The sequence below is a fragment of the Sphingomonas sp. BLCC-B65 genome, from assembly GCF_028550675.1.
In the GTDB taxonomy this organism is placed as follows: domain Bacteria; phylum Actinomycetota; class Actinomycetes; order Actinomycetales; family Microbacteriaceae; genus Microbacterium.
The window spans coordinates 59,949-84,265 of sequence record NZ_JAQQGL010000002.1 but is presented as its reverse complement, the minus strand read 5'-3'; the positions used below and the strand labels follow the sequence as shown (position 1 = coordinate 84,265).

21 protein-coding genes are annotated in these 24,317 nt (G+C 70.1%); 15 read left to right on the top strand and 6 right to left on the bottom strand.

Annotated features, from left to right (window positions below; translation table 11 throughout):
* Positions 1 to 120 precede the first annotated feature (120 nt).
* The 3 genes from PP359_RS13755 to PP359_RS13745 are packed head-to-tail and all read left to right on the top strand — an operon-like array spanning position 121 to position 3,443.
* Positions 121 to 1,608, top strand: a complete 1,488-nt coding sequence (locus PP359_RS13755) for an ABC transporter permease (RefSeq protein ID WP_499250857.1) — start codon at positions 121 to 123, stop codon at positions 1,606 to 1,608.
* Complete coding sequence (locus PP359_RS13750) at positions 1,605 to 2,384, top strand: ABC transporter ATP-binding protein (protein WP_499250856.1); 780 nt, start codon at positions 1,605 to 1,607, stop codon at positions 2,382 to 2,384. The genes PP359_RS13755 and PP359_RS13750 overlap by 4 nt, the downstream gene beginning before the upstream one ends.
* 45 nt (positions 2,385 to 2,429) lie before the next feature.
* The gene (locus PP359_RS13745) at positions 2,430 to 3,443 is read left to right on the top strand and encodes a magnesium and cobalt transport protein CorA (RefSeq protein ID WP_295775409.1); all 1,014 of its coding nucleotides are present in this window, start codon (positions 2,430 to 2,432) and stop codon (positions 3,441 to 3,443) included.
* 64 nt (positions 3,444 to 3,507) lie between these two features.
* On the opposite strand, the gene gnd is transcribed toward PP359_RS13745, so the two are convergent.
* A complete protein-coding gene (gene gnd / locus PP359_RS13740; RefSeq protein ID WP_499250855.1) occupies positions 3,508 to 5,001 on the bottom strand; it encodes an NADP-dependent phosphogluconate dehydrogenase in 1,494 nt (497 codons plus the stop codon).
* Positions 5,002 to 5,011: 10 nt separating this feature from the next.
* Entirely contained in the window at positions 5,012 to 5,959 is a 948-nt protein-coding gene (locus tag PP359_RS13735; protein WP_036315188.1) for an NAD(P)-dependent oxidoreductase, read from the bottom strand.
* Between the two features lie 101 nt (positions 5,960 to 6,060).
* On the opposite strand from PP359_RS13735, the gene PP359_RS13730 reads away from it, so the two are divergent.
* From PP359_RS13730 to PP359_RS13715, 4 genes are all read left to right on the top strand, one after another.
* Entirely contained in the window at positions 6,061 to 7,122 is a 1,062-nt protein-coding gene (locus PP359_RS13730) for a D-2-hydroxyacid dehydrogenase (protein ID WP_499250854.1), read from the top strand.
* Between the two features lie 37 nt (positions 7,123 to 7,159).
* Positions 7,160 to 7,957 (top strand): IclR family transcriptional regulator, encoded by a 798-nt coding sequence (locus PP359_RS13725; RefSeq protein WP_135949732.1) that lies wholly within the window; start codon positions 7,160 to 7,162, stop codon positions 7,955 to 7,957.
* A 126-nt stretch (positions 7,958 to 8,083) separates the two neighbouring features.
* Positions 8,084 to 9,496 carry an MFS transporter gene (locus PP359_RS13720; protein WP_499250853.1) on the top strand — a complete coding sequence of 471 codons (1,413 nt, stop codon included), beginning with the start codon at positions 8,084 to 8,086 and terminating at the stop codon, positions 9,494 to 9,496.
* A gap of 28 nt (positions 9,497 to 9,524) precedes the next feature.
* The gene (locus tag PP359_RS13715) at positions 9,525 to 10,259 is read left to right on the top strand and encodes a fumarylacetoacetate hydrolase family protein (protein ID WP_499250852.1); all 735 of its coding nucleotides are present in this window, start codon (positions 9,525 to 9,527) and stop codon (positions 10,257 to 10,259) included.
* A gap of 17 nt (positions 10,260 to 10,276) precedes the next feature.
* Here PP359_RS13715 and PP359_RS13710 read toward each other — a convergent pair whose 3' ends face one another.
* Complete coding sequence (locus PP359_RS13710; protein WP_036315202.1) at positions 10,277 to 10,981, bottom strand: FadR/GntR family transcriptional regulator; 705 nt, start codon at positions 10,979 to 10,981, stop codon at positions 10,277 to 10,279.
* 167 nt (positions 10,982 to 11,148) lie between these two features.
* On the opposite strand from PP359_RS13710, the gene PP359_RS13705 reads away from it, so the two are divergent.
* The 7 genes from PP359_RS13705 (at position 11,149) to pth (ending at position 17,064) form a co-directional block, all read left to right on the top strand.
* Complete coding sequence (locus PP359_RS13705; RefSeq protein ID WP_499250851.1) at positions 11,149 to 12,534, top strand: GntP family permease; 1,386 nt, start codon at positions 11,149 to 11,151, stop codon at positions 12,532 to 12,534.
* Positions 12,527 to 13,294 carry an SDR family oxidoreductase gene (locus PP359_RS13700; RefSeq protein ID WP_135949734.1) on the top strand — a complete coding sequence of 256 codons (768 nt, stop codon included), beginning with the start codon at positions 12,527 to 12,529 and terminating at the stop codon, positions 13,292 to 13,294. Before PP359_RS13705 ends, PP359_RS13700 begins: the two co-directional genes overlap by 8 nt.
* A 15-nt stretch (positions 13,295 to 13,309) precedes the next feature.
* The gene (locus PP359_RS13695) at positions 13,310 to 14,338 is read left to right on the top strand and encodes a zinc-binding dehydrogenase (protein WP_499250850.1); all 1,029 of its coding nucleotides are present in this window, start codon (positions 13,310 to 13,312) and stop codon (positions 14,336 to 14,338) included.
* A 2-nt stretch (positions 14,339 to 14,340) separates the two neighbouring features.
* Positions 14,341 to 14,847 carry a gluconokinase gene (locus PP359_RS13690; RefSeq protein WP_476152614.1) on the top strand — a complete coding sequence of 169 codons (507 nt, stop codon included), beginning with the start codon at positions 14,341 to 14,343 and terminating at the stop codon, positions 14,845 to 14,847.
* An 81-nt stretch (positions 14,848 to 14,928) separates the two neighbouring features.
* Positions 14,929 to 15,345, top strand: a complete 417-nt coding sequence (locus PP359_RS13685; protein WP_039412502.1) for a hypothetical protein — start codon at positions 14,929 to 14,931, stop codon at positions 15,343 to 15,345.
* A 428-nt stretch (positions 15,346 to 15,773) separates the two neighbouring features.
* Positions 15,774 to 16,397 carry a 50S ribosomal protein L25/general stress protein Ctc gene (locus PP359_RS13680; protein WP_499250849.1) on the top strand — a complete coding sequence of 208 codons (624 nt, stop codon included), beginning with the start codon at positions 15,774 to 15,776 and terminating at the stop codon, positions 16,395 to 16,397.
* A 10-nt stretch (positions 16,398 to 16,407) separates the two neighbouring features.
* Positions 16,408 to 17,064: an aminoacyl-tRNA hydrolase gene (pth, locus tag PP359_RS13675; RefSeq protein WP_499250848.1), complete on the top strand. Its 657-nt coding sequence runs from the start codon at positions 16,408 to 16,410 to the stop codon at positions 17,062 to 17,064.
* A 45-nt stretch (positions 17,065 to 17,109) separates the two neighbouring features.
* Here pth and PP359_RS13670 read toward each other — a convergent pair whose 3' ends face one another.
* Entirely contained in the window at positions 17,110 to 17,670 is a 561-nt protein-coding gene (locus tag PP359_RS13670) for a hypothetical protein (RefSeq protein WP_112931153.1), read from the bottom strand.
* A 111-nt stretch (positions 17,671 to 17,781) separates the two neighbouring features.
* Here PP359_RS13670 and mfd point away from each other — a divergent pair, with 111 nt between their 5' ends.
* Positions 17,782 to 21,408: a transcription-repair coupling factor gene (gene mfd, locus PP359_RS13665; RefSeq protein ID WP_499250847.1), complete on the top strand. Its 3,627-nt coding sequence runs from the start codon at positions 17,782 to 17,784 to the stop codon at positions 21,406 to 21,408.
* A 19-nt stretch (positions 21,409 to 21,427) separates the two neighbouring features.
* Here the strand turns inward: mfd and PP359_RS13660 are convergent, their stop codons facing one another.
* Complete coding sequence (locus PP359_RS13660) at positions 21,428 to 22,858, bottom strand: basic amino acid/polyamine antiporter (RefSeq protein ID WP_499250846.1); 1,431 nt, start codon at positions 22,856 to 22,858, stop codon at positions 21,428 to 21,430.
* Between the two features lie 5 nt (positions 22,859 to 22,863).
* On the bottom strand, positions 22,864 to 24,222 hold the full coding sequence (gene gdhA, locus PP359_RS13655) for an NADP-specific glutamate dehydrogenase (protein WP_433718409.1): 1,359 nt from the start codon (positions 24,220 to 24,222) through the stop codon (positions 22,864 to 22,866).
* Positions 24,223 to 24,317 lie beyond the last annotated feature (95 nt).

The window sequence follows — 24,317 nt, the reverse complement described above, 5'->3', positions numbered from 1 at the left end:
CTCTGCCGAGTGGCTCATAGCCACTTCCTCAGTCGCCCTTCGATCGCGCATCGAAACGGCTCGTACGTTCGTCGCGTCGGCGCACCGAGCACCCGGGCTCGCTCGCCAGAAGGAGACGCGATGTATTGGACGTATCTGCGCCGTGAGCTGTCCGGCCGAAAGAAGCAGACCACGATCGTGGCGTTCGGCCTGGCCGTCGCGGTCGCGCTGGTCATCATGGTCAACGCGCTGTCCGCGGGCGTGCGCGACGCCCAGTCGGAGGCCCTGGCCTCGGTATACGGCGTCGGCACCGACCTCACCGTCACCGGCGCGCAGGCCCAGCCCGGCTCGAACACGCGCGGTGGTCGCTTCGACTTCGAAGGCGGCGGCGGCCAGACCGGCGCGGACGGGACGACCACCCTCAACCAGTCGCGCCTGGTCGCCGGGTTCGGTCGCAGCACGCTGGACGCGTCGGTGCTCGATACGGTGCGCGCCGTCGACGGGGTGTCCGAGGCGACCGCTGCTCTCAGCCTCACGAACATGACCTTCAGCGGCTCGCTGCCGCAGCGCCAGTCCGGCACCGCTGAGGGCGGCGCGCAGACCGCGCCGCAAGAGGGCGAGGGCAGCCGCGGGCAGGGCGGCGAGGGCGGTGGCGGGGGATTCCAGGGGGGCTCCTTCGGCGTGGATTCCTTCAGCGTGCTCGGCGTCGACCCGGGCGCCACCGCCGCGGGGCCGTTGACGGCTGCCACCGTCAGCGGCGGACGCGCGCTCACCTCTTCTGACGCGGGTACGGATGTCGCCGTGGTCGACGCGACCTACGCGGCCAGTGCCTCTCTCGCCGTGGGCGGCACCATCGATGTGGCGGGGACGCCGTTCGAGATCGTCGGGATCGTCGCGTCCGCGTCCTCGTCCGCCGACACCGCCGCCAACGTCTACATTCCGCTCGATGTCGCACAGAAGCTCTCCGGCGCGGGCGACGTCGTCTCCACGGTGTACGTGCAGGCCAGCTCGAGCGATCGCATCGCCGCGATCCAGTCCGCGCTCAAAGCCGCCCTCCCCACGGCGACCGTCAGCTCGCAGTCGGACCTTGCCTCGACCGTCTCGGGCTCGCTCGCCAGCGCGAGCTCGCTGATCACGAACCTGGGCACGTGGCTGTCGATCATCGTCCTCGTGGTGGCCGTCGCTCTCGCGGTCCTGTTCACGATCTCGGGTATCTCCCGACGCACCCGTGAGCTAGGCACGCTGAAGGCCATCGGGTGGTCCAACGCGCGTGTGGTCGGCCAGGTGGCGGGGGAGTCCGTGGTCCAGGCCCTCATCGGCGGTGTCATCGGCGTGGCGCTCGGCCTCATCGGCGCGCTGATCATCAACATCATCGCCCCCACTGTGTCGGCCTCCGCGGGCGCGACCGCCGGCCGAGGTCCGGGCGAGGGTGGTCGCGGCGGGGGAAGCGGGTTCGGCGGTCAGCTGGCGCAGACGACAACCGAGATCGCCCTGCACGCGCCGCTGTCGCTCTGGATCGTCGGGCTCGCTCTCGTGCTCGCCGTCCTCGGCGGACTGATCGCCGGCGTGTTCGGTGGCTGGCGTGCCGCCCGTCTCAGCCCCGCAGAAGCACTACGGGCGGTCTCGTGAGCACCCCGGCCGCCCCCACCGACATCCACCATCTCGAAGGAATGACCGACATGACCGTGATCGATGACACCATCGCTACCCCTGCGCCGACCGCGGCGGGAGCGGCCTATCGCTTGACGTCCGTGACGAAGACCTACCGTCAGAAGGGCAGGGAGGTGAAGGCCTTGACGGGGGTCGACCTGCAGATCGAGGCAGGAGAGTTCGCGACGATCCAGGGTCCCACGGGTGGGGGCAAGTCGACCCTGCTTCAGATGCTCGGCGCGCTCGACGTCCCGACCAGCGGAACGGTGCTGCTCGGCGACACCGACCTCGCGGCGGCATCCGCGACGGACCTGCAGAAGGTGCGCGCGCACGAGATCGGCTTCGTGTTCCAGGCCTTCAATCTCATTCCCACGCTCACCGCGGCGGAGAACGTCGCCATGGGGTTGGAACCGCTGCGTCTGGACGGTGCCGACCGTCACACCCGTGTCGAGGAGGCGCTCGCGCACGTCGGCCTCTCCGATCGCGGCAGCCACCGTCCGGGGGAGCTCTCCGGCGGGCAGCAGCAGCGGGTGGCGATCGCGCGGGCCATCGCCAAGCGCCCGCGCGTGCTGCTGGCGGATGAGCCGACGGGGAATCTGGATGAGTCGATGCGCGACGAGATCCTCGTGGTGCTCGAACGTCTCTCCGCCGAGGGGCTGACCCTCGTCGTCGTCACCCATGACTCGGCCGTCGCGCGCCGCGCCCGTCGCCGGCTGCGGCTCGACAAGGGCGCCGTCACCGACATCACGGCATGAGAGCGGTGAGGAGCGGGGCCGCCCGGCGGGCCTAGGGTTGCTCTCATGGCTCAGCCCCAGTGCGTCGTCTACGACGGCGGCATCGCCCACCCCACCGACGCGGCACCGGCCGACGCGCTCGCCGAGGCGCGTCGGCGGGGCGGAATGCTCTGGGTCGGGCTGACCTCCCCGAGCGACGAGGAGGTGAGCGCGCTCGCCGAGGTGCTCCAGCTGGAGCGGCTCGGCGTCGCGACGGCGCTGCGCACCCATCAGCGTTCGAAGCTCGAGCGCTTCGGCGACCACCTGTTCGTGGTCGTCCAGCCCTCCCAGTACGACGAGCCGACCGAGACGGTGCAGTGCCGCGAAGTCGACCTCTTCGTCGGCCCCGACTTCTTCGTCGCCATCTCCGGCGACGGCGCGGTCGACATCGATCGCCTGCGAACGCTGCTCGACGAGCATCCCGACATCGCCGCGCGCGGGCCCCTGGGCGTGCTCTGGGGAACCTTCGAGTACGTCACGCGGGCGTACCGGGCCGTCATGGACGAGATCGAGCACGACATCGACGAGATCGAGGAGCAGCTCTTCGCTGAAGACGAGGGCGTCTCCCGTCGCATCTTCGCGCTGCAGCGCGAAGTCATCGACCTGCGCCATGCGACGGCTCCGCTGCCGACGATGATGGACCGCCTGGAGCACTACGTGAGTACCCGGATGCCGAGTGGTGAGGCCCCCGGATATCGGGAGATCGCCGATCGCGCCCGCTACATCGATGCGCGAGTGGCGGCGTTTCGCGAAACCCTCGACAATGCGCTGACGATCCACGCGACGATCGTCGACCAGCGACGCAACGACCAGATGAGCGAGATGACGCGCACGAGCATCGAGCAGAACGATCAGGTCAAGAAGATCTCGTCCTGGGCCGCCATCGGCTTCGCGCCGACGCTCGTCGCGGGCATCTACGGTATGAACTTCCACGACATGCCCGAACTGTCATGGCCGTGGGGGTATCCCTTCGCCATCGCGCTCATGGCGGCCGTCAGCACGGGGCTGTATCTGGTCTTCAAGAAGAAGGACTGGATCTAGGCCTTTCGACTCGCGGCTGAGCAGAGCGCGTCGAAACGCCCCTGCTCAGCCGCGCCGCGGGCGGTCAGTGGGTGTCTTCGGCCTCGACCTCGGTGCGGTCGCCCGACCACAGCGTGTGGAAGGTGCCGTCCTTGTCGATGCGCTTGTAGGTGTGCGCACCGAAGAAGTCGCGCTGGCCCTGGATCAGGGCGGCGGGCAGGCGCCGCGCGCGCAGTCCGTCGTAGTACGCCAGCGACGACGAGAAGGCGGGAGCGGGGATGCCGGCGGCGGCAGCCAGCGCGACGATGTTGCGCCACGCGTCCTGTGCGCGCGTCAGCGCGTCGACGAAGTACGGCGCCGTCAGCAGAACGGCAAGGTCCGGCTCGGCTTCGTACGCGTCGGCGATCCGGTTGAGGAACTGGGCGCGGATGATGCAGCCGGCGCGCCAGATCTTGCTGACCGCGCCGAGGTCGATCGACCAGTCGTAGTGCGCGGCGCCGGCGCGGATCTCGTCGAATCCCTGCGAGTACGCGACGATCTTCGACGCGTAGAGGGCCAGCCGCACCTGCTCGATGAAGGCGTCCGCCTCGGCGCCGGTGAGGTGCTCGCCGGTCGAGTCGTCAGGACCGGGCAGTGCGCCGGAGATGGAACGCTGCTCGGGGTGGCTCGACAGCGATCGCGCGAACACGGCCTCGGCGATGCCCGAGACGGGAACTCCCAGGTCGATCGCGGTCTGCACGGTCCACCCGCCGGTGCCCTTCGCGCCGGCCTGGTCGAGGATGACATCGACCAGCGGCGCGCCGGTCTCGGCGTCGACCTGGCGCAGCACCTCGGCGGTGATCTCGATCAGGTAGCTCTCCAGCTCGCCCGTGTTCCACTCGGCGAAGACATCGGCGATCTCGGCGGGCGACTTTCCCGTGGCGCGACGGATGAGGTCGTAGGCCTCCGCGATCAGCTGCATGTCGGCGTACTCGATGCCGTTGTGCACCATCTTCACGAAGTGGCCGGCACCGTCGTGTCCGATGTGGGTGACGCAGGGCTCGCCTTCGGCGACCGCTGCGATCGAGCGCAGGATGGGACCGAGCGTGACCCAGGCCTCGTCGGGGCCGCCGGGCATGAGCGACGGGCCGAGGAGCGCGCCCTCCTCACCGCCGGAGACACCCATGCCCACGAAATTGAAGCCGCGCTCTCGCACGGCCTTCTCTCGACGGATGGTGTCCGTGAACAGCGCGTTTCCGCCGTCGATGATGATGTCGCCGGGCTCGAAGACGTTCATCAGCTCATCGATGACGGCGTCGGTGGGGCCGCCCGCCTTGACCATGATGAGTGCCGTGCGCGGCTTCTGCAGGCTGGCGGCGAACTCCTCGTAGGAGAAGGCGGGAACGAAGCCGGCCTCGGGGTGCTCCGCGACGAGCTCGTCGGTCTTCGAGCGCGAACGGTTGTACACCGCGACGGTGTTGCCCTCGCGCGACGCCAGATTGCGGGCCAGGTTCGAGCCCATCACCGCGAGTCCGACGACTCCGATGTTGGCCGTGGGCGACACGGGCGTGGTGGTCTCGGCAGCGGTCTGTTCGGGCACGTCGAACTCCTCAGGGTCGGTCGGGGATTCCGTTCTCAGCGTAGTCCGCCCCGGGTGCGGCGGGCGTCGGATGACGCTGCGCCGTCAGTCGCCGCGTGACCGAGATGTCACGCTCGCCGAGTCCCGCAGTCATGATCTCGTCGAAGACCGCGCGCAACGCGGGCAACAGGGCGGTCGTGGTGTGTGTGGATGCCGCGACGTCGGCGGCGAAGCCCAGATCCTTCACCATGTAGGCGGCGGCGCCCGACGGGCTGTCGTCGCCGAAGACGAGGCGGTCCTTGCGGCTGCGCAGCAGGTTCGAGCCCGCATATCCGCCCGCCAGCAGCGACCACAGGGCGTCGAGGTCGAGCCCCGAGCGTGCGGCCAGTTCGGTGGCCTCGCCGAGGGCGACGATGGTCGCGGCCACGACGAGCTGATTGCAGGCCTTCGCCACCTCTCCGGCACCGAGCGGGCCGAGGTGGACGGGAGTGCCGCAGGGGGAGAGGATGCGCGCGGCCAGCGCGGCGTCGGCATCCGCTCCGCCGAGCATGATCGACAGCGTCCCCGCGCTCGCCCCGTCGACGCCCCCCGAGACCGGGCAGTCCACGACGCGCACACGACCCCCGCTCTGCCGGTCGAGCCGTTCGGCGATCGTGCGCACGCCCGTGGGCGAAGAGGTCGACCCGATCAGCAGCAGCAGGTCCTCGGCGCCGGCGAGCAGGCCGTCATCGCCGTCGAGGATCTTCTCCAGGTCCGGCAGGTCGGGGAGCATGACGAGTACGGCGTCGCTGTGCGCGGCCAGTTCGCCGGGTGTGTCCACGGGACTCGCGCCGAGCTCGACGAGATCGGGCCGCGGCGACCGTGACCAGATCGCGAGACGCCCGCGGGCGCGGATGAGATGGCGAGCCATCGGCGTGCCCATGGCACCTGTGCCGATCATTCCGAGGCGGACGTCCTCGGCCGCAAGAGACGATGTCATGACGACACTCTAAACAGGATTCAACCTGATGAACAGCGTTCATTAATGTGGACTTGCGGTAGAGTAGTCGCGGATCACATCCACCCGATGGAGGGAAACGAATGTCGGATCACGCCGTCCGCTCGCTGCGCGCCGTCGCCGCCGTACCGCTGCGGGAGGAGCTGTGTCGGCTGATCGAGCGGCTCGAACCGCGCGTCGAGATGGTCCGGGAGCCCGACCTCCTTCCTCCGATGCGCGGCCCGGCCGACTGGTCGGGCGACCCCGCTTTTCGGCGTACTCCCGCCGAGCAGCGCCGCTTCGAGGAGCTCGTCGACTCGGCAGACGCCCTCTTCGGCATTCCGGATGTCGACCCGGCGGCGCTCGCGCGCACGGTGGCGGCCAATCCGCGGCTGCGGTGGGTCATGACCACGGCAGCCGGAGGCGGCGCACAGGTGCGGGAGGCGGGTCTTGCGCCCGAGGCGCTCCAGCGCGTCGTCTTCTCGACGACCGCGGGCGTGCACGGGGGAGCGCTCGCCGAGTTCGCGGTGTTCGGCGTGCTCGCCGGAGCGAAAGACCTGCCGCGGCTGCGCGCCGACCAGGACTCGCGCACGTGGCCCCTGCGGTGGCAGATGCGCCAGCTCGACGAGATGACCGTGCTCATCGTCGGGCTCGGCGGCATCGGGTCGGCCTGTGCGCGGCGCTTCGCCGCTCTCGGCGCGACGGTGTGGGGCACGACGCGTTCGGGGGAACCGGTCGAGGCCGTGGACCGCCTCGTGCCTCTCGAGGAGCTGCCGTCGGTGATCGCCGAGGTGGATGCGGTCGTGGTGACGCTGCCGGGCACGACGCAGACGCACCATCTCATCGGCGCGGCCCTGCTGTCGAGGGCGCGTCCGGGCCTGATCCTCGCCAGCGTCGGACGCGGCAGCGTCATCGACGAGGCGGCACTGCTGCGGGCTCTCGACGACGGCACCGTCTCCTTCGCCGCGCTGGATGTCTTCGAGGTGGAGCCGCTCGCGCAGGACTCGCCGCTGTGGTCGCATCCCCGCGTCCTGGTGAGTCCGCACACGGCGGCCCTGGACAGTCGGGAGGAAGAGCGGATCGCGCGGCGGTTCGCCGCCGACGCGACGCGACTGCTCGATGGCGCCGCGTTGCACGCTGTTGTCGATACGGTCGAGTTCTACTGACATCGGCGCACGGCGGCGTGCGTCGTGAAGGAGGATCATGACCGACGACCTCGACGACCGTGCCACACGCGACCCCGCTCCCGCCGTCACTCGCGGCATCCGGCTACTCGAACTCCTCGCGGAGGCGAGGCGGCCGCTCACGCTGACCGAGATCGCGGCGGCGCTGGGTCTTGCCAAGTCCTCGACCGCGAACCTGTGCCTGGCGCTGGAAGCGGCCCGCATGATCGAGCGGGGTGCGCAGGGGTATCGCCTCGGCCTGCGCACGGCAGAGCTCGGGGGAGCCTTCGCCGCGCAGTTCAACCAGGTGCGCGAGTTCTACGGCGTGTGCGATGCGTCGCCGATCCTCGCGGGCGAGCTCGTGCAGGTCGCGATCCTCGACGGGGCCGATGCGCTCTACATCGCCCGGCACGAGGGGTCGCGTGCGGTGCGCATCGGCACGCCGCTCGGCTCCCGCCTTCCGGCGGCGTTGAGTGCGACCGGGCGGGCGATGCTGTCCACGCTCTCGGATGCCGAGGTGACCGAACTCGTGGGCGCTGATGCCGTCTTCCCGTCGGTCGCCGATGCGGCGGCGCGCGATCTCACGGGGCTGCTGCGGCGTCTGGCCGACGTGCGCGAGCGCGGCTGGGCTCTGGATGCCGAGGAGTCGCTGCCCGGAATCGTCGGGGTGGCCGTGCCCTTGGAGGGCTGGGCGCCCGGCGATCCGCAGCTGGCCCTGGGTGTGGGGCTGCCCGCGGCCGAAGCCGACCAGCGGCGGATCGCGGCCGTGGCGGCGGCACTCAACGAGGCCGCGCGACAGCTCACGAACCCTTTCAGTGCGGCCGCCCGCCGCGACTGAGCGCCGCAGCGGCGTGGGTCAGGCCCTCGCGCGCCGGCGCATGAATCCAACATATTGAACATCGTCCACTGGGTTGATACTCTGATCGCACACGCGGCCGTGCCGTGCCGATCAAAGGAGATGGCAGTGACAGACCTTCGACCCCCGGTGGACACCACCTCGGACGACCCCGAATACGCCGCGAACCTGCGTCGGGCAACCCTCGCCTCCAGCATCGGCAGTGCCTTGGAGTACTTCGATTTCGCGCTGTACGGACTGTCCACCGCGCTCATCTTCAACGTGCTGTTCTTCTCCCAGGACGATCCGGCCATGGCCACGGTCGCCGCCTTCGCCACGTTCGGCGTCGGATTCGTGGCCCGTCCCTTCGGTGGCCTGTTCTTCGGCGTTCTCGGTGACCGTCTCGGGCGCAAGTGGGTGCTCGTCATCACCATCCTGCTCATGGGAGGCGCCTCCACCGCGATTGGGCTGCTGCCCACGTACGCGCAGATCGGGCTGTGGGCGCCGGCGCTGCTGGTGCTCATGCGCCTGCTGCAGGGCTTCGGCGCCGGAGCCGAGCAGGCCGGTGCCACCGTGCTGATGGCGGAGTACGCCCCCGTGCGGCGACGCGGCTTCTTCTCCGCGCTGCCCTTCATCGGCATCCAGGCGGGTACGCTCCTGGCCGCGGTGGTCTTCAGCCTGATCACGCTCCTGCCGGAGGATCAGCTGCTCTCGTGGGGCTGGCGGGTGCCGTTCCTGTGCTCGTTCGCCCTCATCCTGGTCGCGCTGTTCATCCGCATGCGCCTGCGCGAGACGCCGACGTTCGTGGAACTCGAGAAGCACGAGCAGATCAGTGATCGACCGGTTCGCGAGATCTTCGGTCATGGACTGCCGGGTGTCATCGTCGGCATCGGTCTGCGCATGGCCGAGAACGGCGGCTCTTACATGCTGAACACGCTCGCGCTGACCTTCTTCGTCGCCGTTGCGGGATCCGGCGCCGACAAGAGCCTGCTCACGTGGGGCGTCACTCTCGGCTCGCTGCTGGGCATCTTCACGGTGCCGCTGTCCGGTGCCCTGTCGGATCACTGGGGGCGTCGCACGGTCTACCGGATGGGCGCGCTGTTCCTGCTGGTGTACTCGTTCCCCGCGTGGTGGCTGCTGACACTCGGCAACCATGCGATCGCGATCGCGGTCATCGCGATCGGCATCGGATTCGGAGTCAACGTCATGCTCGGTCCGCAGTGCGCCCTGCTGCCGGAGATGTTCGGCAACCGGCACCGCTACCTCGGGGTGGCCATGGCTCGTGAGCTGTCGGCAGTGCTCGCCGGCGGACTTGCCGGTGTGCTGGGCGCGTATCTGATCGCGGTGAGCGGCGGCAACTGGGTGCTGCTGGGTATCTACATGGCGACCCTTGCCCTGATCACCACGGCCGCGACGTTCCTCGTGCCCGAGACCCTCCGGCGCGACCTCACACGCACCGACGACGCGGTGAAGGTGTCGCGCGACGAGGCCGGCGAGGGCGTGTCGTCGACCACGGTGACTATCCGGACGGTGCGCTGGTGATGCGCGCCGACGACGGCGGAGGGCCGTCGTGCTGATCGGGCGGGCGCTCGTCGACGGGAGGGCTGTGGACGTGCGGTGGAGCCCCGACGGCCCGGTGCCGATCTGGGTGCCCGATGACGGCGATGACATCGCGTGCGGTGGGCACGACATCGCCGGGCCGCGTGCCGACGCCGAGCTGATCGCCCCCGCGGCACCTGTCGTCCTCGTCGGGATCGCGCAGAACGGGCCGCGTCATCCGGCTCCCGTCCAGGCCTGGTTGAAGAGCCCGCGCACGATCGTTCCGTCCGGGCGCACCGTGCGGCTGCGACGCGATGCCGGGCAGAGCGTCGCCGAGGGCGAGATCGCCGTCGTGATCGGCCGGGACTGCACGGAGCTGACGGCGGCGACGGCCGAGCGGTTCGTGCGGGGCGTGACCGCCGTCAACGATCTCTCCAGCCCCGATCGCACCGTCATCGACGTCCGCAACTTCGAATCGAAGTCGGGGGCGGGATACACGCCCCTCGGGCCGTGGATCGACACGGCCGCGGACATCGATCGCGTCGCGCTGGTCCTCGAGATCGACGGTGCGGTGGTGGCGCAGACGGATGCCGCGGCGCTGCCGGTATCGATCCGCGACTGTCTCGCCTACGTCGCGTCATGGACGCCGCTCGGGCCCGGTGACGTGGTGATGACGGGAGCGCCGTTCAGTGCCGCTGCGGTCCAGCCGGGCCACCGCATCGACGTGATCGTCGGCGGTGTGCGGCTGACCACGCCGACCTCGTGAGCGGGCTCGTCCGTGCCTCACGCGTGGGCGACCTCGCCGGACACGAGTCGGAGGTGCTCGCGCGCGGACGCCTCGGCGCTCGCTCCATCGCGGCGGACGATCGCCTGCGCGGTGGCCACGTGCGCTTCCAGCGTGCCCACCCGCGGCAGGCTCGGCGTAAGGCCGCGCACCGCTCGGCCCCGCAGGATCTCGGCGATCGGTTCGCTGAGCTTGCCGAACAGCGGATTGCCGCCGGCGCGCAGAAGAAGCGAGTGATAGGCGATGTCGGCTTCGAGATACTCCTCGGTGTCGCCGAGCCCCTGCGCGCCGAGCTCGTTGAGGCGGGTCGCGTGCGCGAGGAGGTGCTCACGTTGGGCGTCGTCGGCGCGCTCGGCCGCGAGACGGGCGGCGATCGGCTCCACGGCGGCCCGCAGCTCGGTGAGCTCTCGAAGGACGTCGTTGCGCCGGGGGCCGTCCAGAGTCCACTCGATGACGGTGGCGTCGAGGCTGTCCCATTCCTCCCGCGGGCGCACCACGAGTCCCACGCGGCGCCGGGAACGCAGCAGCCCGTGCGCCTCGAGCACGCGGACGGCTTCGCGGACGACGGTACGGGAGGCGGAGAACTCCTCCTCGAGATCGGCGACGGTCATTCCCGACCCGGGGGCGAGCGCGCCGCCGGCGATGCGTCGGCCGAGGGTCTCCACGATATGCGCGTGCGACGCGGTCGAGGCGGTGGTGGGCATCGGTGTCCTTCTGTCAGGGGACACGCTACCGGGACATGGCGTCCGGTGACCCGAGGCAAGGGAAAAAAGTACGACGATTCGCTTGCAATAAGTAGTACTTTTGTGAAACGGTGGTCCCGCCGCCGGGAACGACCCCGGCGCATGGACGATTCATCGGAGAAGCCCCCATGCAAGATTGGACGCAGACGCTCGGCGCCGTCCCGCTGCTGCTCATCGCAGCAGGCGCCATCGCGCTCATCCTCATCCTCATCATCTGGGCGCGCATGCACGCGTTCCTCGTGCTCGTGCTCGTTTCGCTCCTCACGGCACTGGCGACCGGCATCCCGATCGACGGAGTCGGCAAGGTCCTCATCGACAGCTTCAGCGGCACTGTCGGCGCCGTCGCCCTTCTGGTCGGATTGGGCGCGATGCTGGGAGCGCTGGTGGAGACCTCCGGCGGTGCACGCGTGCTCGCGGAGAAGATGGTGTCCGTCTTCGGTGAGAAGCGGGCCGCGTTCGCACTCGGTGTGGCCTCGCTCATCATGGGATTCCCGATGTTCTTCGACGCGGGACTCATCGTGATGCTCCCGGTGATCTTCGCCGTCGGACGACGCATCGGCGGCAAGCACATGCTCCTGTACGGCATCAGTGCCGGCGCCGCGTTCTCGGTCATGCACGTCTTCGTGCCGCCGCACCCCGGCCCCATCACGGCCAGCGAGACGTACGGGGCCAATCTCGGGCTCGTCCTCCTCATCGGTATCGTCGTCGCGCTGCCGACGTGGTACCTCACCGGCTACCTGTGGGCGAAGTTCACCGACAAGCGCATCCCGCTTGCGATCGTCGACCTCTTCGGCGGCCGCGACGTCGAGCCCACTAACCCGCCGAAGGCCGGCACCGTCATCGGGGTGCTCGCGATCCCGCTCGTGCTGATCCTGCTCAACACGGGCATGTCCGCGCTCGTGTCCGCCGGGGCCGTGGACGGCGCGCTCGTCTGGGTGCAGGCGCTGCGCCTGATCGGCACCAGTCAGATCGCCCTGCTCATCTCCGTGCTCGTCGCCCTGTTCGTGCTGGGCACCCGCCGCGGCGTGCACGGCACGGCGCTGGAGAAGATCGTCGACTCCGCCCTCGGGCCGATCTGCTCCGTCGTGCTCATCACGGGCGCCGGTGGCATGTTCGGCGGCGTGCTGCGGGCGTCGGGCATCGGCTCGGCGCTCTCGGACTCGCTGTCCTCGATCGGCATTCCGGTGATCTTCGCCGCCTACCTCATCGCGGTCGTCCTGCGCGTCGCACAGGGCTCGGCCACGGTGGCCCTGGTCACGGCGGCGGGCCTGGTCTCGCCCGCGGTGCTCGCAGCCGGCTTCAGCCCCCTGCAGGTGGCGTGCGTCGTTCTCGCCACCGCCGCCGGCTCCGTGTTCGCCGGGCATGTCAACGACTCCGGCTTCTGGCTGGTCGGTCGCCTCATGGGCATGGACGTGAAGACCACGCTGAAGACATGGACGGTTCAGCAGGCCCTCGAGTCGGTCGTCGGCTTCGCCTTCGTGCTCATCATCTTCGGGGCGGTGTCCCTTGTCTGATCTGTTCGACCTCAGCGGGCGTACCGCCCTCGTCACCGGATCTTCGCGGGGGCTCGGACAGAGCCTGGCGGCGGGCCTGGTCGATGCGGGCGCGCGCGTGATCGTCCATGGGCGCAGCCGCGAGGGTGTGGCCGACAGCGCCGCCCTGCTGGCCGATCGGACGGGCGCGCGCGTCGAGACCGTCGTCTTCGATGTGACGGATGCCGCGGCCGTCGAGGCCGCGATCGCCGAGCTCGTCGCGCGCGTGGGCGTTCCCGACATCCTCGTCAACAACGCCGGAATCCAGCGTCGAGCGCCGTTCGCCGATTTCTCGGTCGCGGACTGGGACCAGGTGATCGCCACCAACCTGTCCAGCGCGTTCTACGTGTCGCGCTTCGTCGTGCCGGGGATGATCGCGCGCGGCTCGGGGAAGATCATCAACATCGCGTCGGTGCAGTCCGCGCTCGCGCGGCAGACGATCGCCCCCTACTCGGCGAGCAAGGGCGGCATCGCGCAGCTGTCGCGCGGCATGGCTGCCGATCTGGCGCGCCACGGCATCCAGGTGAACACGCTCTCGCCCGGCTACTTCGCCACCGAGATGAACGCTGCCCTCGTCGCCGACGAGGACTTCACCGCCTGGGTCGTCCAGCGCACCCCGGCTGGTCGGTGGGGGCGGGTCGAGGAGCTGCGCGGCCCCCTGACCTTCCTCGCCTCGGCGGCGAGCGACTTCGTGAGCGGACAGAACCTGTTCGTCGACGGCGGCATGACCGCGGTCGTGTGATCGAGAGGAGCAACCATGGATGCGGTCGTGATCAGAGGACGCCAGGACGTGGCGGTCGAGGAGCTCGGCGTGCCGCCGTGCGCCCCCGGGCAGGTACGGCTGCGAGTCGGCTACGTCGGCATCTGCGGCTCTGACCTGCACTACTACTTCGACGGCGCGAACGGGGCGTTCGTGGTCACCGAGCCTCTCATCCCGGGGCACGAACTCGCCGGCTGGATCGACGACGATCCCTCCGGCACCTGGGCGCCGGGCACGCCCGTCACGGTGCACCCGGCGCGCTTCGGGAGCTGCGTGCCCGCCATCGCTGAGGCGCCGCACCTGTGGCCCGGGGGTTCGTACCTCGGCAGCGCCTCGACGACGCCGCATACGCAGGGGGCGATGGCAGATCGCCTCGTCGTCGACGCGGCGATGGTGCGGGTACTGCCCGAGTCCCTGTCGGTGCGGCGTGCGACGCTGGCGGAGCCGCTGGCCGTGGCCCTGCATGGCGTCGGTCGCGCCGGGAGTGTCGACGGCGCGCGGGTGCTGGTGTGCGGCGCCGGTCCGATCGGGCTTCTCGCCGTCGTCGCCGCGCAGGCCCGCGGCGCTGCGGTCGTCGACGTCAGCGATCTGCTGCCCGAGGCGTTGGAGCGTGCGGCTGCGCTCGGCGCCGATCGCACGTGGCGCGCGGGAAGCGATGAGGTGCCCGGCGAGGCCTACGACGTGGTGCTGGAGTGCTCGGGCGCGGCGGCCGCCGTCAGCACCGCCGTCTCCGCGGTGCGTCGGCGCGGCGTCGTCGTGCAGATCGGCATGCTGCCGAACGAGCCCCGTCCGATCAACCTCGCCCCCTTGGTCGCCAAGGAGGCGACGCTCACCGGCGCCTTCCGCTTCCTCGACGAGATGGAGGAGGCGATCGCTCTCCTGGACGCGCAGCCCGCGGTGGAGAGCGTCATCACCCACGAGTTCGCGCCCGCCGACGCCGTCACGGCGTTCGAGACCGCTCGTGACTCGGCATCCAGCGCCAAGGTGATCGTGGCCATGGCGTCCGCGCGAGAGGCGGGGCAGTGAGCATGCCCTCCCGTGCGCCGCGCATCGTCGTGATGGGCCCGAGTGGCTCGGGCAAGACCGCCGTCGGGGCCGCGCTCGCCGTCGACTTCGGCGTCGACTTCGTGGATGCCGACGACCTGCACCCCGTGCAGAACGTCGCCAAGATGGAGTCGGGCGTGCCGCTGGACGATGACGACCGACGGCCCTGGCTCGACGTCGTCGGACGGCGCCTGGCGTCTTCACCGGGGCTGGTCATGGCCTGTTCCGCTCTCGCCCGTCGCTATCGCGATCGCATCCGCGAGGCCGCACCCGACACGCGGTTCGTCGAACTCGTCGTCTCGCGTGCCGAGCTCGACCGTCGGATGCGTTCGCGCCAGCATTTCATGCCGGTCGCCCTCTTGGAGTCGCAGTTGGCGACGCTCGAGCATCTCGGTGCCGACGAGGACGGGGTCGCCGTCGAGAACATCGGGGGCATCATCGAGGTCGCCGCCCGCGCGCGCGCCGCTCTGGATCAGGCCGAGCGCCGATAGGCAGACGGGCGGCGACGAGAAGGAGGGGTACGCTCGCATCGCGGGGCGCAGTGGCCGATCCCCGCGGCAGCGGAGGTGAAGATGGCGCGGGTCGTGTTGATGGGGTCGTCGGATGCCGCGGTCGAGCTCACCGGAGCGGCGCTCGCCGCGCGACTGCGCGCCCGCTACATCGACGGCGACGAGTTGCGCCCGCCCGCCCGCCGGCGTCGCCGCCGCGCTGAGACGACGCCCGCAGCGTCCGATGCCGAGATCTGGTTGGACGCGCTGCGCCTCGTTCTCGTGGAGGCGGCGGCCGTCGTGGTGACCACGGGACCGCTCACGCGCGCGGCGCGTGATGCCGTCCGTGCGCGCGTGCGCGACGTCGTCTTCGTCGAGCTGGTCGGCCGCGAGAGTGTCGGCGAGCCGCTCACGCAGGACGAGGCGGGATTCCGCGTGGCCGCGGGGGCCGATCTGCAGATCGTCGTCGATCGGGTCGCCGATCTGCTCACGGCGCGCTGACATCCGCGACACCCGCGGACGCCGACGCCGATCAGTCCTTGCGGTAGCCCGAGCGGCCGAGGGTGAACAGCGCCCCGACGACGGCGACGGTCGCTCCCACCGACATCAGTCCGATGATCCACAGGAGTGCGTGCGACATCCAGCCGTAGTCCATGGGTTCCTCCGGAGTGAGAGACGGGTGGGCGCGGCCTCGGCCGCGCGAGGGCACCCGTGCGGGCACCGTCTCCATCGTAGCGGCGTCGCTGGTAGAGTGGAGTCCTCCCTCGGCGAGGGATGCCGTGTGTTCGCGTATCGGCATCCGTGATCGACGCGGTGATGCGGGCCCACGCGGCGCGGACGGACAGTCCGGGCGGGCTCTCCTCACGTGACCACGTTCGAGTCGAGACCCAGACCCAGACCAGGGCGAGAAGCCCGCAAGGAGAATCATCATGTCGACCGAGACCGACACCAAGGTCATCGCCGAGGTTCGCGAGAACTTCGGTAAGGGCTTCGCCCGCCGTCTGCGCGCCGCAGGCAAGATCCCCGCCGTCATCTACGGCCACGGCACCGACCCGGTGCACGTCGCGCTGCCCGGCCACCAGGTCGCGCTGCTCGTGCGTCGTGCCAACGCCGTCCTCGAGCTCGAGATCTCCGGTGCGCAGCAGCTCACCCTCGTGAAGGACGTCCAGAAGGACCCGGTGCGCCAGATCATCGAGCACATCGACCTCCTCGTCGTGAAGAAGGGTGAGAAGGTCCAGGTCGACGTTCCCGTCGTCGTCGTCGGCGAGCCCTTCGCGGGCACCATCGCCAACCTCGACAACGCGACCGTGTCGCTCGAGGTCGAGGCCACGCACATCCCCGAGAACGTCGAGGTCGACGTCGAGGGCCTCGAGGACGGCACGCACATCACCGCGGCCGACCTGAAGCTCCCGCGCGGCGCCGCGCTGGTCACCGACGCCGAGACGCTCATCGTGGCGATCTCGGTGCCGGCGGCGACGATCGCCGAGGTCGACGAGATCGAGGCGGCCGACGAGGCCGTCGCCGAGGAGCAGTCGGACGAGGCTGCCGAGTAATCGACGCATCATGAACGAAGCCCGTCGCCGCCGATACTGGTGGGGCGGGCTTCGTCGTGGATCGACCGGTGAGGACATGAGCATGGCCGAGACATGGCTGGTGGTGGGGCTGGGAAACCCCGGCGTCCGCTACGAGAGCACCCGTCACAACGTGGGGCAGATGGTGATCGCCGAGCTCGCCTCTCGGCGGGGCGAGACGCTGCGTGCGCACAAGGCGAACGCGCGCGTCGCGGAGAGCTGGCTGCGTCCGGGTGGGGCGAAGCTCGTGCTCGCCACCCCCAATTCGTACATGAACGTGTCGGGCGGGCCGGTTTCGCAGCTCGCGCGCTTCTATGACGTTCCCGCCGACCGCGTCGTGCTCGTCCACGACGAGCTCGACATCCCGTTCGACACCATCAAGCTCAAGACCGGCGGTGGACACGGCGGCCACAACGGCATCCGCGATGTCGCCAAAGCACTGGGTACCCCCGACTTCCCGCGCGTGCGGGTCGGTATCGGTCGTCCTCCCGGCCGCCAGGATCCGGCGGACTGGGTGCTCGATCCGTTCTCTTCGGCCGAGCGCGCCGCGTTGCCGGTGCTGGTGTCGGAGGCTGCCGACGCGGTCGAGCTGCTCGTCGGGGAGGGACTGCTCGCCGCCCAGCAGAAGCATCACGCGCCGCGCGCCTGAGCCTGCGAGCGGCTTCGTCGGGAGGCGTTCGGTGGTCGGGGAGCGTCAGGAGTAGGTGGGGATCGCGGCGACGACGCCGGCAAGGACGGCGAGCGTGACCGCGACGGCATAGACGATGGGGCCCGCCGCCGCGACGATCACGGCGCCGATGCCCTGCCCGCGTCCCCGCCGGCTCGCGATGGCGACGATCCCCTGGATCAGAGCCCAGACGCCGAGGACGGTTCCGCTCCAGAATCCGATCTCGGCCCACAGCACGAGCCCGCGCACGGGACTCAGCAGGGCGAGGGTCTGGTCGTCGGAGAGATGCTCCAGCGGCCTGGTCGAGGTCAGACCTGCGTGGGCGACGGCTCCCGACGCGGCGGCGAAGCTCGTGGTGGCGCTGAGCACCGAGGAGAACGCGACGGCGCAGATCGCGACGATCACGGCGATCGTACCAAGCGCCTTCGAGGTGGTCGGCGCGGGCGGCGTCACCGATGGCGGCAGGTAGACCGGGGGAGCACCCGGCACGGACTGGACGTAGCCGCCGGTCGGCCATGCGGGTCCGCCGGGTCCCGGAGCTCGCGTCACGGCGGGCGGTACGGGGGCGTGCTGCGGGTTCTCGCTCACCTGCTCATCCTAGGGACAACACCGCTGAGATCAGGAGCGATGTCGGGGCGCCGCGCTCACACGATCGCGCTCGGCGGAGCGGGTGTCGGCGGGGAGCCATAGACTCTTTCGGTGACAGTTTCCGGGATCGTTCACGCCCTTCTTCAGGCGGATGTGATCCGCGAATCCGTCGAGTCGGCCCTCTCCGACGCCGATTTCTCGATGATCCCCGGGCTGGACGCGCCGCTGCTGGCCGCGCTGCTGGATCGTCGGCGCGCGGCAGGTCTGCCGGGTGTCCTGCTGGCCGTGGCTCCCACGGGCCGCCGCGCTGAGGCGTTGGGTGCGGCATTGTCCGACGTCATCCCGGATGCCGAGGTGCGGCACTTTCCCGCCTGGGAGACCCTTCCGCACGAACGCCTGAGCCCGTCGCCAGAAACGGTCGGACGCCGCCTGGATCTGCTGCGCACGGTCGCAAGCTGGGACGGGCGACGCCCCCTCGTCGTGACCGCTTCGGTGCGCAGCGCGCTTCAGCCCATCGCGGCCGGGCTCACCGACGCCGGCGTCATCGCCCTGTCCGTGGGCGGGCGCGGCCACGATCTGGACGCCGTCACGCGACGACTCGTGGAGCTCGCCTACCACCGGGTCGACATGGTGTCGCGACGCGGAGAGTTCGCCGTGCGCGGCGGCATCCTCGATGTCTTTCCTCCGGCCGCCGACCATCCCTATCGGGTCGAATTCTTCGGCGACGAGGTGGATCAGATCCGCGCGTTCTCGGTCGCCGATCAGCGCTCCCTGCCCGGAGAGGTGAAGGACATCACCCTTCTGCCCAGCCGTGAGCTGCTGCTGACCCCTGAGGTCCGTGAGCGCGCGGCCGCGCTGCGCGACCGCTTCCCGGGCCTGCGCACCATGCTCGAGAAGATGAGCGAGGGCATTCCGGTGGAGGGCATGGAGTCTCTGCTGCCAGCGCTCGCCGACGCCGTGGTGCCGCTCATCGACTACCTGCCCACCGGCGCCGCGGTCGCTCTCGTCGATCCGGAGCGCGCCGTCGGCCGCGCCATGACGCTCGGGGAGACCAACCGAGAGTTCCTGGAGGCCGCGTGGAGCGCCGCCGTCGCCGGCGCCGACACCCCCGTCGACCTGGGCTCCGGCGACTTCCTGACCCTGCCGGAGTTGCAGGCCGCGACATCGGCCCGCTCCGGCGTGTGGTGGACGCTCAGCGGCTTTGATTCGGGTGCGGCGGATGCCGCGGCCGACCTCGCCGGTCTCGCCTCGGCACCCCGCAGCGATGTCGTCCGTGTTCCCGGCTCGGCGGTGCCGTCCTTCCAGGGCAACGTCGACGGTGCGACGGCACACGTCGCGCAGCTGCTCGCCGAGCGGTGGCGTGTCGTCATCGCGGCCTCGGGGGTGGGACTCGTCGATCGCGCTCGAGACGTGCTCGCCGAACGCGGCATCGCCGCCCGCAGCGTCGACGGCCTCCAGGACGCCCCGGAACCGGGCGTCGCCGTCGCGGTCGTCGGAGCCTTGGAGAGCGGCTTCGAGCAGCCCGAGGCCCGGCTGGCCGTGCTCACCGAGGCTGAGTTCTACGGTCGGACGATCGGCGCCGACAGCCGCGTCGTCAAGAAGCTCGCCTCACGGCGTCGCAACGTCGTGGACCCGTTGCAGCTGAAGGCGGGCGACATCGTCGTGCACTCCACGCACGGCATCGGCCGCTTCGTCGAGCTCGTCCAGCGCGAGGTGTCCAGCGGCGGTCGCCATGCCGTCAAGACCACGCGCGAGTATCTCGTGCTCGAGTACGCGCCCACCAAACGCGGCCATCCGGGCGACAAGCTGTTCGTGCCCACCGACCAGCTCGACCTGTTGAGCAAGTACGTCGGGGGTGAGGCGCCGACGCTCTCCAAGATGGGCGGCAGCGACTGGGCGGCGGCCAAGGGCAAGGCACGCAAGGCCGTGCGCGACATCGCCGTCGAGCTGGTCAAGCTCTACTCGGCGCGGATGGCCGCGAAGGGCTACGCCTTCGGTCCCGACACCCCGTGGCAGCGCGAGCTGGAGGAGGCGTTCCCCTTTGCCGAGACTCCCGACCAGCTGCAGACCATCGAGGAGATCAAGGCCGACATGGAGCGGCCGATCCCGATGGACCGTCTCCTCTCGGGCGATGTCGGCTTCGGTAAGACCGAGGTCGCCGTGCGGGCCGCGTTCAAGGCGATCCAGGACGGCAAGCAGGTCGCGATGCTGGTCCCCACGACACTGCTGGTCAAACAGCACCTCGACACGTTCACCGAGCGGTTCGCGGGCTTTCCGGTGAAGGTGCGTCCGCTCTCGCGGTTCCAGTCCGACAAGGAGGCACGAGAGATCGTCGCAGGGCTCCTCGAGGGCAGCGTCGACATGGTCATCGGCACCCACCGCATCCTCACCGAGAAGGTCGCCTTCAAGGACCTCGGGCTCATGATCATCGACGAGGAGCAGCGGTTCGGCGTCGAGCACAAGGATGCGCTGAAGAAGCTGAAGACGAACGTCGACATCCTCGCGATGAGCGCGACGCCCATCCCGCGCACACTCGAGATGGCCGTCACCGGAATCCGCGAGATGTCGACGCTGCAGACTCCGCCCGAGGACCGGCATCCGATCCTCTCGTACGTCGGGCCCCGCAGCGACAAGCAGATCGCCGCGGCGATCCGCCGGGAGCTGTTGCGCGAGGGGCAGATCTTCTACGTCCACAATCGCGTGCAGTCGATTCAACGCGTCGCCGCCCAGCTCGCCGAGCTGGTACCCGAGGCGCGGATCGCCGTCGCCCACGGTCAGATGGGAGAGCACGCACTCGAAGAGGTCGTGGACGGATTCTGGGAGCGGCGTTTCGACGTGCTCGTCTCGACGACCATCATCGAGACCGGGCTGGACATCTCCAACGCCAACACGATCATCATCGACCGCGCCGACAAGTACGGCCTCAGCCAGCTCCACCAGCTGCGCGGGCGCGTCGGCCGGGGCCGGGAGCGTGCGTACGCCTACTTCCTCTACGACGAGATGAAGCCGCTGTCGGAAACAGCCGCCGACCGGCTGGAGACGATTGCCGTCAACAACGACCTCGGCAGCGGCATGCAGGTCGCCCTGAAGGATCTCGAGCTGCGCGGTGCCGGAAACCTCCTGGGCGCCGAGCAGGCCGGGCACATCGCCGGCGTGGGCTTCGACCTCTACCTGCGGATGATCGGCGAAGCGGTCGCCACCTTCCGCGGCGACGAGGTGGACGGCCCGACCGAGCTGCGCCTGGAGCTTCCGGTCGATGCGCGTCTGCCCGAGAGCTACATCGACAGCGAGCGGCTGCGTCTGGAGGCCTACCAGAAGCTCTCTGCTGCGGCATCCCCCGACGCCCGCACCCGTGGGGGAGAGGGCGGCGCCTCGGCCGATCCGATCGACCTGGTCATCGAGGAGCTCACCGACCGGTACGGTGCGCCGCCGCGCGAGGTCGACGGTCTCGTCGCCATCGCACGCCTGCGCCGTCGCGCCGCTGCTGCCGGGCTCTCCGATGTGGTCGCGATGGGGCCCAACCTGCGCGTCGTGCCCGCCCCGGCATCCGATTCCCTGCGTGTGCGGCTGCAGCGTCTCTACCCGAAGTCGAAGGTGCTCGCCGGCGGCGAGGCGATGATCGTGCCGCTGCCCACCGCCGGTGGCGAGCCGGTCGCAGACGCCGATCTGATCGCGTGGGTCGCCCAGCTCATCGATCAGCTCTACCCGTTGCCGGTGACCGAGGCCGCCGAAGCCTGACCGGCGCGATCCCCGCGAATCAGAGGGAGATCGCCCCGTCGGACAGCAGCACGACCGCCGCGATCGCCGCGGCGACCGCGAGGGCGAACACCACCCACTCGGCCGGCGCGAACACACGGTGCTCCCGACGACGTCGCGCGACGACGAACAGCGCCGTGCCGGGTACCAGCACGAGCATCGCCAGCAGCAGATACTGCCCCCCGGCCGCCGCCAGCAGGAACAGCGTGTAACCGGTCGCGCAGATCGCGACGACGAGAGCGCCGAGACCGGCCGCGCGGCGGGCGCCCTCCGCGCGCACGTCGGCGATCGCGACCCGCAGGCCGTAGCCCGCGGTGAGCACGTAGGGGATGAGCGCGAAGGCGCTGGTGAGGCTGAGGGCGACGTCGAAGGCATCGGCCGACAGCAGGACGACCAGCAGCAGCACCTGCACGAGCAGCGTCGACATCGTCAACGCGCCGACCGGCACGTCGTGGGCATTGGTGCGCGCGAAGATCGGAGGAAGGTCGCCGTCCCGTGCGGCGACCAGCAGCACCTCGGCCGCCATCAGGGTCCATGACAGATAGGCCCCGAGTACCGCGACGATGAGCGAGATTCCGACGAAGGCGGCGCCCCACGGGCCGACCACCTCAGCGAGCACACCGGCCATCGACGGCTGGGAGAGGGCGGCGATGCGCTCACGCGGCAGGATGCCGAAGGACACGATGGTGACGGAGGCGAAGATCGCGAGCACGCTCAGAAAGCCCAGCACCGTCGCGCGTCCGATGTCGCGCCGGCGGCGCGCGTGCCGGGAGTACGCGCTGGCGCCCTCCACGCCGATGAAGGCGAACACCGTCACCAGGAGCGTTCCGCGCACCTGATCGAACAGCGGCAGATCGTTCGGTCCCCACAGGTTCGCGGCGAAGACCTTGGGATCGAAGGCCGTCACGCACAGCACGACGAACACGACGATGGGCAGCACCTTGGCGACGCTCACGATGCGGTTGACCGCAGCGGCCTCGCGGGTGCCGCGCCGCACGAGCAGGAAGAACACCCACAGCCCGACCGAAGAGACGGCGACGGCGAGCACCGTGTCGCCGCCGGCCAGCGGCGGCGCGACCGCGCCGATGGTCGACATGATGAAGACCCAGTAGAAGACGTTGCCCGCGCACGCGCTCGCCCAGTACCCGAACGCCGAGAGGAAGCCCAGGTAGCGGCCGAAGCCTGCGCGTGCATACGAGTAGACGCCGGCGTCCAGGTCGGGTCGACGTGCGGCCAGTCGCTGGAAGACCAGGGCGAGCGTGAACATCCCCGTTCCCGCGAGAGCCCAGGCCACGAGAGAGCCCACGACTCCGGTCTGTGCGGAGAACGTGCCCGGCAGCGAGAACACGCCCGCACCCACCATCGATCCGACGACGAACGTCGACAGGGTCAGGGTGGAGACGGTCGCGGGGGAGCGGGCGTCTCTGCTCATCGCCGTCAGATCACACCCTGCGCGAGCATGGCGTGCGCAACACGCTCGAAGCCGGCGATGTTCGCTCCGGCGACGTAGTCCTCGGCCCTGTCGTATCGTTCGGCGGCGGTGAAGGCCGCCCGGTGGATGTCGCGCACGATCGCGCGCAGCTTGCGCTCGCTGTCGTCGAAGCTCCAGCGCTGGCGCGACGCGTTCTGGCTCATCTCCAGCGCCGAGGTCGCGACGCCGCCGGCGTTCGCGGCCTTGCCCGGACCGAACAGGACCCCTGCCGCGCGGAATGCGCTCACCGCGCCGGGAGTGCACGGCATGTTGGCGCCCTCGGAGACGGCCGTCACACCGTTGCCGATGAGGGCCTGCGCGTCGTTCTCGTCGAGCTCGTTCTGTGTGGCGGCCGGCACCGCGATGTCGACCGCGACATTCCAGGGCCGGGCGTTCGCGACGAAGCGGGCGGAGGGCCGACGCTCGGCGTACACCGAGATGCGGGCCCGCTCGACGTCTTTGATCTCGCGCAGCAGGGCGACGTCGATACCGGCATCGTCCACGACGTAGCCCGACGAGTCGGATGCGGTCACCGGCAGTGCGCCGAGCTGGTGCGCCTTCTCGATGGCGTAGATCGCAACGTTGCCCGAGCCGGACACCCCCACGCGCAGACCGTCGAGCGTGCGGCCGTGCACCGCCAGCATCTCCTCGGCGAAGAAGACGGCACCGTAGCCGGTCGCCTCGGTACGCACCTCCGCTCCGCCCCACTGCACCCCCTTGCCGGTGAACATGCCGGACTCGTGACGGTTCGTGATCTTTCGGTACTGGCCGAAGAGATAACCGACCTCTCGCGCGCCGACCCCGATGTCGCCGGCCGGCACGTCGGTGTGCTCGCCCAGGTGGCGGTAGAGCTCGTTCATGAAGGCCTGGCAGAACCGCATGATCTCGCCATCCGAGCGCCCGCGCGGATCGAAATCGCTGCCGCCCTTGGCTCCGCCGATGCCCTGCCCGGTGAGTGCGTTCTTGAAGATCTGCTCGAACCCGAGGAACTTGATGATCGACAGGTCGACGCTGGGATGGAAGCGCAGACCGCCCTTGTACGGTCCGAGCACCGAAGAGAACTGCACGCGATAGCCGCGATTGACGCGCACGCGACCGGCGTCGTCGACCCACGGCACGCGGAACATGATCTGGCGCTCGGGCTCGACCAACCGCTCGAGCACGCCGGCGGCCTCGAATGCCGGGTGGCGCTCGATGACGGGAGCGATCGAGTCCAGCACCTCGTGCACCGCCTGCTGGAACTCCGGCTCGTGCGGGTTGCGTTCGCGCACGCCACGGAACACGAAGTCGACGGGGGCGGGCAGAGGTGTCAGGTGGTCTGTCACGGTGGAGCTTTCCGGCCACGCCCCGGGTGGTGCGGCCTGTCCCACCCTAGCGGCGACCGAGGCGGGCCTCGACGCGTGTGACGTCGCTCGCCTAC

What these genes read in the sequence shown, in the direction of transcription:
- PP359_RS13730 (WP_499250854.1), top strand. Translation starts at nt 6,061, where the DNA reads ATGTCGGATCACGCCGTCCGCTCGCTGCGCGCCGTCGCCGCCGTACCG.
- PP359_RS13680 (WP_499250849.1), top strand. Translation starts at nt 15,774, where the DNA reads ATGTCGACCGAGACCGACACCAAGGTCATCGCCGAGGTTCGCGAGAAC.
- PP359_RS13755 (WP_499250857.1), top strand. Translation starts at nt 121, where the DNA reads ATGTATTGGACGTATCTGCGCCGTGAGCTGTCCGGCCGAAAGAAGCAG.
- PP359_RS13685 (WP_039412502.1), top strand. Translation starts at nt 14,929, where the DNA reads ATGGCGCGGGTCGTGTTGATGGGGTCGTCGGATGCCGCGGTCGAGCTC.
- PP359_RS13710 (WP_036315202.1), bottom strand. Translation starts at nt 10,981, where the DNA reads ATGCCCACCACCGCCTCGACCGCGTCGCACGCGCATATCGTGGAGACC.
- PP359_RS13695 (WP_499250850.1), top strand. Translation starts at nt 13,310, where the DNA reads ATGGATGCGGTCGTGATCAGAGGACGCCAGGACGTGGCGGTCGAGGAG.
- PP359_RS13725 (WP_135949732.1), top strand. Translation starts at nt 7,160, where the DNA reads ATGACCGACGACCTCGACGACCGTGCCACACGCGACCCCGCTCCCGCC.
- PP359_RS13735 (WP_036315188.1), bottom strand. Translation starts at nt 5,959, where the DNA reads ATGACATCGTCTCTTGCGGCCGAGGACGTCCGCCTCGGAATGATCGGC.
- PP359_RS13745 (WP_295775409.1), top strand. Translation starts at nt 2,430, where the DNA reads ATGGCTCAGCCCCAGTGCGTCGTCTACGACGGCGGCATCGCCCACCCC.
- pth (WP_499250848.1), top strand. Translation starts at nt 16,408, where the DNA reads ATGAACGAAGCCCGTCGCCGCCGATACTGGTGGGGCGGGCTTCGTCGT.
- PP359_RS13660 (WP_499250846.1), bottom strand. Translation starts at nt 22,858, where the DNA reads ATGAGCAGAGACGCCCGCTCCCCCGCGACCGTCTCCACCCTGACCCTG.
- PP359_RS13690 (WP_476152614.1), top strand. Translation starts at nt 14,341, where the DNA reads ATGCCCTCCCGTGCGCCGCGCATCGTCGTGATGGGCCCGAGTGGCTCG.
- PP359_RS13705 (WP_499250851.1), top strand. Translation starts at nt 11,149, where the DNA reads ATGCAAGATTGGACGCAGACGCTCGGCGCCGTCCCGCTGCTGCTCATC.